This is a genomic window from Aeromicrobium sp. Root495 (assembly GCF_001426755.1).
GTDB lineage: Bacteria > Actinomycetota > Actinomycetes > Propionibacteriales > Nocardioidaceae > Aeromicrobium.
Map to the genome: position 1 here is coordinate 382,936 of NZ_LMFJ01000001.1, position 12,884 is coordinate 395,819.

14 protein-coding genes are annotated in these 12,884 nt (G+C 73.7%); 9 read left to right on the plus strand and 5 right to left on the minus strand.

The features are described 5' to 3' along the window. Window positions 1-27 precede the first annotated feature (27 nt). Window positions 28-2,382 carry an enoyl-CoA hydratase-related protein gene (locus ASD11_RS02130; RefSeq protein ID WP_056282642.1) on the plus strand — a complete coding sequence of 785 codons (2,355 nt, stop codon included), beginning with the start codon at window positions 28-30 and terminating at the stop codon, window positions 2,380-2,382. Window positions 2,383-2,403: 21 nt separating this feature from the next. On the opposite strand, the gene ASD11_RS02135 is transcribed toward ASD11_RS02130, so the two are convergent. Further along, entirely contained in the window at window positions 2,404-2,658 is a 255-nt protein-coding gene (locus ASD11_RS02135) for a PLD nuclease N-terminal domain-containing protein (protein ID WP_056282645.1), read from the minus strand. Between the two features lie 38 nt (window positions 2,659-2,696). Here ASD11_RS02135 and ASD11_RS02140 point away from each other — a divergent pair, with 38 nt between their 5' ends. From ASD11_RS02140 to ASD11_RS02155, 4 genes are all read left to right on the plus strand, one after another. Then, window positions 2,697-2,963, plus strand: coding sequence for a DUF4229 domain-containing protein (locus ASD11_RS02140; RefSeq protein ID WP_056282648.1), 267 nt, complete (start codon window positions 2,697-2,699; stop codon window positions 2,961-2,963). Further along, entirely contained in the window at window positions 2,944-4,029 is a 1,086-nt protein-coding gene (locus ASD11_RS02145) for a PLP-dependent cysteine synthase family protein (protein ID WP_056282651.1), read from the plus strand. The genes ASD11_RS02140 and ASD11_RS02145 overlap by 20 nt, the downstream gene beginning before the upstream one ends. Window positions 4,030-4,138: 109 nt before the next feature. Further along, window positions 4,139-4,546: a YciI family protein gene (locus tag ASD11_RS02150; protein ID WP_056282655.1), complete on the plus strand. Its 408-nt coding sequence runs from the start codon at window positions 4,139-4,141 to the stop codon at window positions 4,544-4,546. A gap of 4 nt (window positions 4,547-4,550) precedes the next feature. After that, the gene (locus tag ASD11_RS02155) at window positions 4,551-5,702 is read left to right on the plus strand and encodes an RNA polymerase sigma factor (protein ID WP_056282658.1); all 1,152 of its coding nucleotides are present in this window, start codon (window positions 4,551-4,553) and stop codon (window positions 5,700-5,702) included. Here the strand turns inward: ASD11_RS02155 and ASD11_RS02160 are convergent. Genes ASD11_RS02160 through ASD11_RS02170 form a run of 3 tightly spaced genes read right to left on the minus strand, consistent with a single transcriptional unit; the run spans window position 5,695 to window position 8,214 of the window. Beyond that, complete coding sequence (locus ASD11_RS02160) at window positions 5,695-6,195, minus strand: metallophosphoesterase family protein (RefSeq protein WP_200940036.1); 501 nt, start codon at window positions 6,193-6,195, stop codon at window positions 5,695-5,697. The two genes, ASD11_RS02155 and ASD11_RS02160, sit on opposite strands and share 8 nt — an antisense overlap. Then, complete coding sequence (locus ASD11_RS02165; RefSeq protein ID WP_156464546.1) at window positions 6,192-7,274, minus strand: carboxylate-amine ligase; 1,083 nt, start codon at window positions 7,272-7,274, stop codon at window positions 6,192-6,194. Before ASD11_RS02165 ends, ASD11_RS02160 begins: the two co-directional genes overlap by 4 nt. Window positions 7,275-7,314: 40 nt before the next feature. Further along, complete coding sequence (locus ASD11_RS02170) at window positions 7,315-8,214, minus strand: 1,4-dihydroxy-2-naphthoate polyprenyltransferase (RefSeq protein WP_056282663.1); 900 nt, start codon at window positions 8,212-8,214, stop codon at window positions 7,315-7,317. Between the two features lie 35 nt (window positions 8,215-8,249). On the opposite strand from ASD11_RS02170, the gene ASD11_RS18340 reads away from it, so the two are divergent. Both ASD11_RS18340 and ASD11_RS02180 read left to right on the plus strand, forming a co-directional pair. Continuing rightward, window positions 8,250-8,516, plus strand: a complete 267-nt coding sequence (locus ASD11_RS18340) for a hypothetical protein (protein WP_056282667.1) — start codon at window positions 8,250-8,252, stop codon at window positions 8,514-8,516. Continuing rightward, entirely contained in the window at window positions 8,513-9,547 is a 1,035-nt protein-coding gene (locus tag ASD11_RS02180) for an AMP-binding protein (protein ID WP_056282670.1), read from the plus strand. Before ASD11_RS18340 ends, ASD11_RS02180 begins: the two co-directional genes overlap by 4 nt. Here the strand turns inward: ASD11_RS02180 and ASD11_RS02185 are convergent. Next, entirely contained in the window at window positions 9,544-10,200 is a 657-nt protein-coding gene (locus tag ASD11_RS02185) for an SDR family oxidoreductase (protein ID WP_056282673.1), read from the minus strand. The two genes, ASD11_RS02180 and ASD11_RS02185, sit on opposite strands and share 4 nt — an antisense overlap. Before the next feature lie 50 nt (window positions 10,201-10,250). Here ASD11_RS02185 and ASD11_RS02190 point away from each other — a divergent pair, with 50 nt between their 5' ends. Next, on the plus strand, window positions 10,251-11,201 hold the full coding sequence (locus tag ASD11_RS02190; RefSeq protein ID WP_082554104.1) for an o-succinylbenzoate synthase: 951 nt from the start codon (window positions 10,251-10,253) through the stop codon (window positions 11,199-11,201). 133 nt (window positions 11,202-11,334) lie between these two features. After that, the gene (gene menD / locus ASD11_RS02195; RefSeq protein WP_056282678.1) at window positions 11,335-12,882 is read left to right on the plus strand and encodes a 2-succinyl-5-enolpyruvyl-6-hydroxy-3-cyclohexene-1-carboxylate synthase; all 1,548 of its coding nucleotides are present in this window, start codon (window positions 11,335-11,337) and stop codon (window positions 12,880-12,882) included. Window positions 12,883-12,884 lie beyond the last annotated feature (2 nt).

Consider the following 12,884-nt stretch of genomic DNA (forward strand, 5'->3'; position numbering starts at 1 on the left):
AACTCGTTCCGTAAAGAGGAGAGTCGCATGTCGGAGCAGCAGGTACCGCTCAGCACCCCCGTCGTGGTGGGGGTCGGCCAGGCCGTCGACCCGGTCGGGGACCCCGGGTACCGCGCGCTGTCGCCCGTCGACCTGGGGGCCGAGGCCGCGCGTGCCGCGCTGGCCGACTCCGGTGCCGACGCCGACGCCGCACTGGCCGCGCTCGGCACCCTCGTGGTCACGCGCACCTTCGCCGACTCCATCCCGACGTCCATGGCGCCGCTCGGTCGCAGCGACAACCCGCCGCGCTCGGTCGCGCAGCGCATCGGAGCCGACCCGAGCCGTGCGATCTACGACGCCACGGGCGGCCAGACGCCCCAGGCGCTCGTGCGCGAGCTCTGCCAGGACATCGCCGCCGGTCGCGAGGAGGTCGCGCTGATCGTCTCGGGCGAGGCCATCTCCACCGAGCGTCACGCCCGGACGCTCGACGAGAAGCCGTCGTTCGCCGAGCACGCCGAGGGCGCCATGGAGGATCGCGGACTCGGACTCTCCGGCATGGTCACACGGCACCACGTCGAGCACGGCCTGATCGACACGACGTCGCAGTACGCGCTCTTCGAGCACGCCCGGCGGGCCCGGCTGGGACTCACCCGCGAGGAGCTGGCCCGGCAGATGGGCGAGGTGTTCGCCCCCTTCACGCACGTGGCCGCGCAGAACCCGCTCGCGGCCGACCGGGAGGAGCACGCGCCGGAGGAGCTCACGACGGTCGCCGACGGGAACCGGATGATCGCCGACCCCTACCCGCGTCGGCTCGTCGCCCGCGACCAGGTCAACCTGGGGGCCGCGGTGCTGCTCATGTCGTACGGGAAGGCGCTCGAGCTGGGCGTCGATCCCTCCAGGCTCGTCTTCCTGCACGGGACCTCCTCCCTGCGGGAGCTCCCCTCCTTCGAGCGGCCCGACCTCGGAGCCAACCCGGCTGCCGTCGCCGCCGTCGAGCACGCGCTCGAGATCGCAGGCACCGGCATCGACGACGTCCGCTGGTGGGACCTCTACAGCTGCTACCCGATCGCGGTCCTGGCGGTCTGCGACGGGCTCGGTCTCTCGCCGCAGGACCCGCGCGGACTCACGGTGACGGGCGGCCTCCCGTACTTCGGTGGCCCCGGCAACGGCTACTCGTTGCACGCGATCGCCGAGGTGGTGCAGCGCGTCCGCGCGGACGGCACGAAGGGACTCGTGGGCGCCAACGGTGGCCTGCTCTCCAAGTACGCCGTCGGTGTCTACTCCACCGAGCCCCGGGCCTGGCGCGACGACGACAGTGCGCGGCTCCAGGGCGAGCTCGACGCCGGACCTCGGGTGGAGCTGGCCGGGCGCGCCGACGGGTGGGCGCGGATCGAGACCTACACCGTGCTCCACCCGCGCACGGGGCCCAAGCCCGTCGTCGTGGGCCGGCTCGAGGCCGACGGCCGACGCTTCGTGGCCCTGCCCGAGCGCTCCGACCCCGGCATCGTGGCACTCCTCGACGGCGAGGCCGACCCTCTCGGCCAGCGGGTCTACGTGCACGGCAAGGGCCAGGGCAACCGGGTCGCCACGACACCCGCGCCGTTCGCGAAGCAGCCACCGGCCTTCCGCGAGACCTACGAGTTCATCCGTGTCGAGCGCCGCGGCCGGGTCCTGGAGATCACGCTCGACCGCCCGGACTCCCGCAACGCCCTGCACCCGCCCGCGCACGAGGAGCTGGAGGGCGTGCTCGACGCCTACCTCGCCGACCCCGAGCTGTGGGCGGCCATCATCACCGGGGCGGGCGACGGCTTCTGTGCCGGCAACGACCTCGCCTACACCGCGAGCGGCGCCCAGCCGTACTTCCCGCGCACCGGGTTCGCCGGCCTGACGTCACGCAAGGACGTGCACAAGCCGATCATCGCCGCGGTCAACGGTCACGCCGTGGGCGGCGGCCTGGAGATCGTGCTGGCCTGCCACCTCGCCGTCGCCGACGAGCGGGCGAGGCTGGGCGTCCCCGAGGTCGGCGTGGGTCTCGTCGCTGCCGCGGGCGGGCTCGTGCGGCTGCCCCGCACCGTCCCCAGGAAGGTGGCGAACGAGATGCTGCTCGCGGGCCGTCGGCTCACGGCCGCCGAGGCGCACGAGCTGGGCGTCGTGAACGAGGTGGCGCCCGCGGGCGGGGCGCTCGAGGCGGCGCGGGCGATGGCCGAGCGCGTCGTGGCCGGCTCGCCGTCGTCGGTCCGGCTGTCGCTGCGGGCCATGGACCTCGCCGAGGACGTCCCCGACACCGTCGACGCGATCACGCGCGCGGAGGAGGTGCTCGACGACCTGCTCGTGAGCGCCGACACGTGGGAGGGCGTCATGGCGTTCGTCGAGAAGCGCACCCCGGAGTGGAAGGGCTACTGACCCGCTCGGCCGGAGAGGGGGTCAGAGGCCGCGGAGGTAGTCGGGGTCGTCGTCAGGTCCCTGGGCACGGGGATGCGGGCGACCGCCCGGTCCGGGCCGGTGACGCTGCTGGCCTGCGGCCACCCACAGGAGCGGTCCCACGAACGGGACGAGCACCACGAGGAACCACAGCGGCTTGGGCAGGACCTTGACGCGCGAGGCGGGCGTGGCCACGAGGTCGAAGAACGCATAGACGAGGAGCACGACCGCGAACACGAGAATCAGCGCCTTGCCCATGCCTCCACGGTACCGGGGCGCCGGTAGGCTCAGGTCCCATGAAGGCCTTCTGGACGTACACGCTGGCGCGCTTCGCGGTGTTCGCGGCGGTCTACGCCGTCACGTGGACCATCGGCTACTTCGTCTTCGACCTCTCGGCCCTCGCCAACCTCGTGGTCCTGCTGATCTCGCTCATCGTGTCGTCGATCATCTCGGTCTTCGCGCTCGCCCACCTGCGCGAGCAGCTGGCCATCAACGTCCAGCAGCGGGCCGAGCGGATGTCGGCACGCATCGAGGAGTCACGCAGTGCCGAAGACGTCGACTGACGACCGCGCCTGGATCGCGGAGGCGATCCGCCGGGTCGAGGCCGACGCCAACCGCAGCGCCGACACGCACCTGCACGCGCTCGAGATCGCCACGCCGGGCGTCGACCTCTACCTCAAGGACGAGTCGGTCCACCCCACCGGCAGCCTGAAGCACCGGCTGGCGCGATCCCTCTTCCTCCACGCCCTGTGCAACGGGTGGATCCGCCCCGGCGCCCCGGTCGTCGAGGCCTCGAGCGGCTCCACCGCCGTGAGCGAGGCGTACTTCGCCCGGCTCGTGGGCCTGCCGTTCGTCGCCGTCATGCCGGCCTCCACGAGCCGCGAGAAGATCGCGCTCATCGAGTGGTACGGCGGCCGGTGCCACTTCGTGGACTCTCCGTCGGCCGTGTACGACGAGGCCCGGCGCGTGGCCGAGGAGTGCGGCGGCCACTACATGGACCAGTTCACCTACGCGGAGCGGGCCACGGACTGGCGCGGCAACAACAACATCGCCGAGTCGATCTTCGAGCAGATGGCGGCCGAGCGGCACCCGGTGCCCACGTGGGTCGTCGTGAGCGCCGGCACCGGCGGCACGTCCGCCACCATCGGACGGTTCCTGCGGTACCGCCGCCACCCCACGCAGCTCCTCGTGGCCGACCCGGAGGGCTCGGCGTTCCTCGACGGCTGGGAGCAGGACGTCTCCGACGTCGTCACGGGCACGGCGTCGCGCATCGAGGGCATCGGCCGGCCCCGCGTGGAGCCGTCCTTCGTGGGCGGGGTCATCGACGACATGCTGCGCGTCCCCGACGCCGCCTCCATCGCCACGATGCGCTGGACGAGCGACCGGCTCGGGCGCCTCGTGGGCGGCTCCACGGGCACCAACGTGTGGGCCTCGCTCACGGTCGCGAGCCGCATGCGGGAGGCAGGCCAGGACGGCAGCATCGTCACGCTGCTGTGCGACGGCGGCGAGCGCTACCTCAGCACCTACTACGACGACGCCTGGCTCGCCGAGCGGGGCCTCGACCTCGCTCCCTGGACCGAGCGCCTCCAGGAGTACGAGGCCACGGGCCTCCTGCCGCAGATCGTCTGAGAGAAGTCTCGACAGCATGTCGAGGCTCGACATGTCGAGAACGGGGCGTCGGCTCCGTCCCCGGTGTGAACGCGACCATGATGGGTCGCACCACCCGGAGGAGAACACCATGGCCAAGTACCTGATGCTCAAGCACTACCGCGGCGCGCCGGCCCCGGAGGGCTTCGTCACGATGGACCAGTGGACGCCCGAGGAGATCTCGGACCACATCCGCTACATGAACGAGTTCGCCGACCGCCTGCGCGAGTCGGGAGAGTTCGTGAGCGAGGCGGCGCTGGCGCCCGAGGGCTCGTGGGTCCAGCACGGCGGTGCGGGGAAGCCGCCCGTCACGGACGGGCCCTTCGCCGAGACCAAGGACCTCATCGCGGGGTTCATGATCATCGACGTCGACAGCCACGAGCGGGCCGTCGAGCTCGCGGGGGAGCTGTCCGCGGCCCCGGGCAAGGACGGCGCACCGATCCACGAGTGGCTCGAGCTGCGCCCGCTGCTGGAGTCCATGCCCACCATCACGGAGTGAACCGGTGGACGAGGTCCTGCTGCGCAGCCTCACGCCGACCGTGATCAGCGTCCTCGTCCGCCGCGGAGCAGACTTCGCGGCGGCCGAGGACGCGGTCCAGGACGCGCTCGTGGAGGCGGTCCGGGTGTGGCCCGACGACCCGCCGCGCGACCCCAAGGGCTGGCTCGTCACGGTGGCGTGGCGCCGCTTCATCGACGCCACCCGGTCCGAGACCGCCCGGCGCCTGCGCGAGGAGCGCGTCGACGACGAGCCGGAGCCGGGACCTGCGAGCGGCAGCGACGACACCCTGCAGCTGTACTTCCTGTGCGCGCACCCCTCGCTCACGCCGTCGTCGGCCGTGGCGCTCACGCTGCGTGCCGTCGGCGGCCTCACCACCCGTCAGGTGGCGGAGGCCTACCTCGTGCCCGAGGCCACGATGGCGCAGCGCATCAGCCGGGCCAAGCGCACCCTGGCCGACGTCCGCCTCGACCAGCCGGGAGACGTCGCCACGGTCCTGCGCGTGCTCTACCTCGTCTTCAACGAGGGGTACTCCGGCGACGTCGACCTCGCGGCCGAGGCCATCCGGCTGACCCGGCTCCTGTCCGGGCTCATCGACCACCCGGAGGTCCTGGGACTGCTGGCGCTCATGCTGCTCCACCACGCCCGGCGGCCGGCCCGCACCCGCGCCGACGGCGGCCTCGTGACGCTCGCGGAGCAGGACCGGACGCTCTGGGACACCGCGATGATCGCCGAGGGGATCGGCATCCTCCAGCGGGCCCTGGCACGGGACCGGCTGGGGGAGTACCAGGCCCAGGCGGCCGTCGCAGCCCTGCACGCCGACGCCCCGAGCGCCGAGGAGACCGACTGGGTGCAGGTCGTCGAGTGGTACGACGAGCTCCTGCGCATCACCGACAGCCCCGTGGTCCGGCTCAACCGGGCCGTGGCGGTCGGGGAGGCGGACGGCCCACGGGCGGGACTGGCCGCCCTCGACGAGGTCGACGAGACCGTGCCGAGGTACCTCGCCGTGGAGGCCTACCTCCGCGAGCGCGACGGCGACCCAGCCCGTGCTGCCGAGCTCTACGTCGAGGCTGCCCGGAGGGCGACGAGCCAGGCCGAGCGCGACCACCTCACGCGGCGGGCGGCCCGACTCAACGGAGCAGGTCCTCGGCTCACGTGACGGTGACGAGGTCCCAGGACTCGACCCGGCCGTCGGCGAGCACGAGGCGGCCGAGGGTGCCGTGCGGCTGACGTCGCTTGTCGGTGGGGGACCCCGGGTTGAGGATGCGCAGGTCGTCCTCGGTCTCGTCCCACGGGATGTGGGAGTGGCCGAACACCACGAGGTCGGCGGTGGGGAAGCGGCGGCGCATGCGTCGGACCCGTCCCTGCTTCTGGCCGGCGTCGTGGATCATCGCGACGCGCACGCCGGCCAGCTCCAGCTCGAGGGTCTCGGGTGCTCCCCACGCGGCCACGTCGTCGCCGTCGTTGTTGCCCAGGACCACGTGCACGGGCGCGATCTCCGCCAGCTCGTCGAGGACCGACGGCCGGCACACGTCGCCCGCGTGCAGGACGAGGTCGACACCGCGCAGCTCGCGGGCCACCGCCGCCGGCATCGACTTCCAGAACCGCGGGGCGTGGGTGTCGGAGACGACGCCCACGAGCAGCCGCGTCATGCGTCCTGCCAGGAGGCGTCGGTGCGGGTCCGCAGGTCGCGCACCACGGCGTCGAGGTCGACCGGCTCGCCCGCCACGTGGCGCAGGCGTGCGGCGTTGGAGCCGAGCGTGAGCAGGCGCTGCACCCCGTCGTGGGCGAGCTCGCGGTCGCCGCTCTCGCGCAGGGCGGCGTCAAGGTGGTCGAGCATCGTGGCCAGGGCGTCGGCGGCAGGGACCAGCTGTCGGCTGAGCGGGTCGACCAGGTGCCCCTCGAGCCCGTCCCGACGGGCGCGCCAGCGGGCCGCCCGCAGCAGCTCGACCCGCCAGGCGGCCGGCTCGCTCTCGTGGCTCGCCGTCTCGGCGAGTGCTCGCAGGAGGGCGGCCACGAGGACGGTGTCGTCGAGGTCGGTGCAGACGTCGGCCACGCGCAGCTCGACGGTGGGCAGGTCCTCTGCGAGGCGCACGTCGAAGTACACCCCGTGGGCGTCGATGGCGGCGCCCGTGGAGACGAGCCGCTCCACCACCTCGCGGTAGCCGCGGACGTCGCCGAAGGGCTCACCCGGTCCTGCGCTCGGCCAGGCGTCCCAGACCTGCTCGCGCCAGCTGGCCAGCCCGGTGTCGGCGCCGTGGTCGAAGGGGGAGCCGGCCGACAGCGCCACGACGAGCGGGAGCCACGGGCGCACGGCGTCGGCGATCCGGACGGCCTCGACGTCGTCGGCCACCTCCACGTGCACGTGCATGCCGCACGTGATGGCCTGGCGGCCCACGGCGCCGAACGCGCTGATCATGTGGTCGTAGCGCGCCTTGGGCGTCACGTCGTGCGGGTCGCCCCCGAGCACGGGGGTGGGGCTCACGAGCAGCGCGGCGCCGGCCCGTTCCGCAGCGAGCGCGGCCCGCCGACGGGCCGAGCGCAGCTGGCCGCGCAGGTCGTCGAGGTCGTCCGTCGGGTCGGTCTGGATCTCGAGCTGCTGGAGGAAGAGCTCCTGCTCCACGTCGTCGTCGGCCGTCTCGACGACGCGGGCCGAGGCCGCGGTCAGGTGGCCGGTGGCGGGATCGACGAGGAGCATCTCCTCCTCCACCCCGATACGTCTGGTGGTCACCGGTCCAGCGTGGTGCAGCCCCGACGAGGCGGCAACCGCGTCAGGAGCCGATGATGCAGCCGACGGTGAGCCCCACGGCGTAGAGCAGCTCGGCGACGCCGGTCTTCTTGAGCACCGGGACGAGCGCGGGTCCGGTGGCGCCCGCGAGGACCGTGCGGACCGACCGCGCGACGAGCGGCACGCAGACGAAGGCCAGCAGCAGCCAGGACGACTCGGCGGCCACCGCGGCCGCGACCGCTGCCACGAGGGCGACGAGGCACAGCAGCGCGTAGAAGCGGCGCGACGTGGCGTCGCCCAGCACGACGGCCAGCGTGCGCTTGCCCGAGACGGTGTCGGTGGGGATGTCGCGCAGGTTGTTGGCCACGAGGATGGCGCACGCGAGGGCGCCGACGCCCACGGCGGCGGCCACGGAGGTGCCGGTGACCTCCTCGAGCTGGACGTAGGTGGTGCCGAGGACGGCGACCAGGCCGAAGAACAGGAAGACGCTCACCTCGCCGAGGGCGCGGTAGCCGTAGGGGCTCGGGCCGCCCGTGTACGTCCAGGCGGCGACGAGCGCGGCGGCGCCCACGAGGAGCAGCCACCACGTCGTGGTGGCGGCCAGGGCCACGCCGAGGGCGGCGCCGAGACCGAGGAAGCCCAGGGCGGCGCGCTTGACCGCTGCCGGGGTGGCGAGGCCGGAGCCCACGAGCCGGAGGGGACCCACGCGGTCGTCGTCGGTGCCCTTGATGCCGTCGGAGTAGTCGTTGGCGTAGTTCACGCCGATCTGCAGCGCGAGCGAGACGCCGAGCGCGAGGAGGGCCTTCCACCAGACGAACCCGTCGGCCACGACGGCGGCGCCGGTGCCGGCCAGCACCGGTGCGACGGCGGCGGGCAGCGTGCGCGGACGGGCGCCCTCGATCCACAGGGCGAGCCCGGACGGAGAGGCGGAAGCAGTACTCACGACCGATCAGTCTGCCAGTCGCCTAGCCTGGCTGCATGACCGAGCCGGACGTTCCAGACGAGGCGGGGGTTCCCGAGGCCGAGAAGCCGAAGCAGCCGCCGTTCCCCTTCGTCCTCTTCGCCCTCACGGGCTTCGCCGGGTGGTCGGCCATCACGACGGAGGCCGGCTGGATCAAGGTGTCGTGCGTGGTGGGCGCCCTGCTGTTCGCCGCAGCAGCGATCTACCAGAGCCGTCAGACGCAGCCCGCCGACCGGTCGGCGTCCCCCGAGGACCCCTGGGACGGCGCGGACGAACGACCGTGACGGCCTCGCTGCACCCCGTCGGCGGCGACCCGCGCCGGCTGCTCGCCCTGCTCGACGTCTGGCTCTCGGAGCCGGGAGGACGGCTGAGCATCCACACCTCCGGCAGCTCGGGCGAGCCCAAGGAGGTCGTGCTCTCCCGGGAGGCGCTCGTCGCCTCCGCCGAGGCCACGCACGACCGGCTCGGCGGACCGGGCCAGTGGCTCCTCGCCCTGCCCACCACCGGGGTCGCAGGCCTTCAGGTGCTGGTGCGGTCGGCTCTGGCCGGGCACCCGCCCGTGGTCGCCGAGGAGCACGCGGGGCTCGAGGAGGCCCTCGCTGCCATGAGCGGCGAGCGCAGGTACGCCTCGCTCGTCCCCACCCAGCTGCACCGGCTCGCCGCGGCGGGGCGGCTCGACGCGCTCAGCACCCTCGACGCCCTGCTGGTCGGAGGGGCCGCGGTGGACCCTGACCTCGTGGCGGCCGCGCGCGCCGCCGGTGTCCGGGTGGTCCGCACCTACGGGATGAGCGAGACGGCGGGCGGCTGCGTGTACGACGGTGTGCCCCTCTCCGGGGTGGACCTGCGCCTCGACGAGGACGGGCAGGTGCTCGTGTCCGGCCCGGTGCTGCTCGACGGCTACGGGGACGAGCCGTGGCAGGGCGACTGGTTCGCCACGGGCGACCTCGGCACCCTCACCGACGGCGTGCTGAGCATCGTCGGCCGTCTGGACGACGTCGTGAAGGTGGGAGGCTCCAAGGTCCCGCTCCCCGCCGTCGAGCAGGCCGTCCGCTCGTTGCCGGAGGTCCACGACGCTGCGGTGGTGGCAGTGCCCGACACCGAGTGGGGGAACCGGGTGGTGGCGTTCGTCGTGCCCGCCGACGCCGTCTGCCTCGACGCGCTGCGCACCGAGTCGGTGCGTGAGGCCCTCGAGGCGTCGGGCGTGGACCGGTGGTGGGCGCCCCGCGACGTCCTGCTGGTGGACGAGGTGCCTCGCCTGCCCGGCGGCAAGACCGACCGGGTCCGGCTGCGCGAGCAGGCGACCGGGCCTGGCTAGTCGGCCTGGGCGACGGCGTCCTTGATCTCGGTGTCGCCGCCCATGAGGGTCCACTGCTTGCCGATGCCGTGACCGGTGTCGATCACCTCGGCCAGGACTGCGGCGACGTCGTCGCGCGTGACCTCGCCGCGGGCGACGTCGGAGCCCAGCGCGACCTTGCCGGTGCCGGGGTCGTCGGTGAGGCCGCCGGGACGGATGATCGTCCAGTCCAGGCCCGACGTGCGCAGGGCGGCGTCGGCGTCCCGCTTGGCCTCCACGTACGCGCGCCACACGGCGCCCGTGTCGTCGGGGATCGGGTCGTCCACGCCGACGGCGGACACCTGCACGAAGCGGTGGATCCCGGCCTGCTTGGCGCCGTCGATGGACTTGAGCGAGCCGCCCAGGTCCACGCTCTTCTTGCGTCCGACGTCGCCGTCGGGGCCACCGCCGGCGGCGAACACGACGGCGTGGGCGCCGTCGAAGGCCTGGGCGAAGGCGTCGGCCTCGTCGGCCTCGATGTCGAGCATCCGGACGCGGGCGCCGAGCTCCTCGAGCTCGGCCACCTGCGCGGGGTTGCGCACGAGGGCGAGTGGCGTGTGGTTCCGGGAGGCGAGGAGGGGGATGAGACGGCGGGCGATCTGGCCGTGGCCCCCCACGATGGCAATGGTCGACATGTCCTCACCGTAGGCACGTCTCCCCAACGCCGCACCACTACGCTCGCAGGGTGAAGCCGCACGTCTACTCCCTGCCGATGCCCACGCGGTTCCGTGGCATCACCCGGCGGGAGGGCGTCGTGCTGGAGGGGCCGGCCGGCTGGGCCGAGTTCAGTCCCTTCCTCGACTACGACGACGCCGAGTCCTTGGGCTGGTGGCGGGCTGCGCAGGACAGCGCCCACCGGGAGTGGCCCGCCGCCGTGCGCGACCGCGTGCCCGTGAACTGCACCGTCCCGGCCGTGGGTCCCGAGGAGGCGGCGCGGGTCGTCCGGGCCTCCGGCTGCCAGACGGCCAAGGTGAAGGTGGCCGAGCCCGGGCAGAGCCTCGACGACGACGTGCAGCGGGTCAGCGCGGTCCGCGAGGCGCTCGGGCCCGGGGGCCGCGTGCGGGTCGACGCCAACGGTCTGTGGGACGTGGAGCAGGCCGTGGCAGCGGTGCGCGCGCTCCACGACGCCGCCACGCTCGAGTACGTGGAGCAGCCGTGCCGCACGGTGGAGGAGCTGGCGCTCGTGCGGCGCAGGGTGGAGGTGCCCGTCGCCGCCGACGAGTCCATCCGCCGGGCCGAGGACCCCTTGAGGGTGCGCGACCTCGAGGCGGCGGACATCGCTGTCATCAAGGTCCAGCCGCTCGGCGGGGTGCACGCGTGCCTGCGGATCGCGGAGCAGATCGGTCTGCCGGTCGTGGTCTCGAGCGCGGTGGAGTCGTCGGTGGGGCTCGCTGCCGGGCTCGCGCTCGCGGCCGCCCTGCCCGAGCTGCCCTACGCCTGCGGTCTCGCCACGACGTCGCTGCTCGACGGCGACGTGGTCTCTGCGCCCCTCGTCCCGGTCGATGGCTACCTGCCCGTCGGCCGGGTCACGCCCGACGCCGCCGCGCTGGCGACTGCTGCCGCCGACCCCGAGACCACCGCCCGCTGGCTCGACCGCCTCGCCCGTGTCCAGGCCCTCGCGGGGGACCGGAGATGATGCATCCGGGTAGCCGGAGCAGCCGCTCTGCATCATCTCGCGTCGGCCACCGCCCGGCCGGGGACGAGGAACGATGCATCCGGGTCACCCTGGCTACCGGAATGCATCATTTCCGGTCGGACGAAGGAGGGGCATGAGTCGGGCTTCGGCGTCACTCGTCGCGTATCGGCTCGTCGAGGTCTGGACGTTCATGGGCGCGAACGATGCCGTCCTGGCGCCCGGGTCGCGCTCCGGACCGCTCGCCGTCGCCCTCCACGCCGCTGACCGGGCCGGGCACCTCCGTCTCCACGTCCGGGTCGACGAGCGCGAGGCCGGATTCCTCGCCCTCGGCCTCGCGAAGGCGTCCGGCCGGCCGGTCCCTGTCATCACGACGTCAGGCACCGCCGTGGCCAACCTCCACCCGGCCATGCTCGAGGCGCTCCACGCGAAGATCCCGGTCATCGCCGTCACCGCCGACCGCCCGGCCCGGCTCCGGGGGACCGGCGCCAACCAGACCACCGACCAGCGAGAGATCTTTCCCGGCCTCCCGTACGTCGACTCGTTCGACGAGATCCCGAAGCCGCCGTTCCACCTCAACCTCGAGCTCGACGAGCCGCTCCTCGACCCCGATCGCGTCTGGGAGTGGGACTCGCCCGCACGCCCGGAGTGGTCGATGTCGATCCCGCGCGACGGCCGTGTGCTGCACACGGTCGACCCCACCCGCACGGTCGTCGTCGCGGGCGACTCCGCCACCCCCGTTCCCGACGGGCTGCCCGTCATCGCCGAGCCCAGCTCGGGTCTCCGCACGAGTCCCACGGCCCTCACCGCCGGTCGGCTCGTGCTGGCGCACAGCCCCCTCGCCGCCGAGGTGGAGCGCGTCATCAGCGTCGGACACGCCACGCTCTCCAGGCCCGTGACGCAGCTCCTGGCCCGCCAGGACCTCGAGATCGTCCACGTCGGCGACCAGTCCACCTTCCCGGTCCCCGCCGGCCCGCACGTGAGGTTCGTCGACGAGCTCGCGGTCACGGGCCCCGCCGACCCCGGCTGGCTCCAGGCCTGGCTCGACGCCGACGCCCAGGTCCGCGCGGCCGTCGACGCGCAGCTCGACGGCACGACCCCGCTCGACGTCGCCCGCACCGTCTGGGACGCAGCCTCCGACGGACTCCTCGTCATCGGCTCCTCGAGCCCGATCCGCGACCTCGACCTCGTCGCCACGCCCCGCGCAGACGCCCCCCGCGCCCTCGCCAACCGCGGGCTCGCCGGCATCGACGGCACCCTCTCCACGGCGATCGGCGCCGCCCTGGCCACCCCCGAGGCACGGGCACTCGCCGTCGTCGGCGACCTCACGTTCCTCCACGGCGCCAACGGCCTGCTCGTCGGACCGCAGGAGCCCCGACCCGACCTCACGATCGTGGTGGTGAACGACGACGGCGGCAGCATCTTCTCCACGCTCGAGCAGGGCGCTCCGGACTACGCCGAGGCGTTCGAGCGGGTCTTCGGGACGCCCACGGGAACCGACCTGGCGGCGCTCTGCGCTGCCCACGGCGTCGGCCACCGGCGCGTGGGAGCGCCTGACCTGGCTGCCGCGCTGGCCCGCCCGCAGAGCGGCATCGAGGTCGTCGAGGTCCCGGTGAGCCGGGCCGATCGCCGGGCCCTCGCCGGCCGGATCGACGAAGCCGCGCGGCACCTGTTCTCACGCTGACA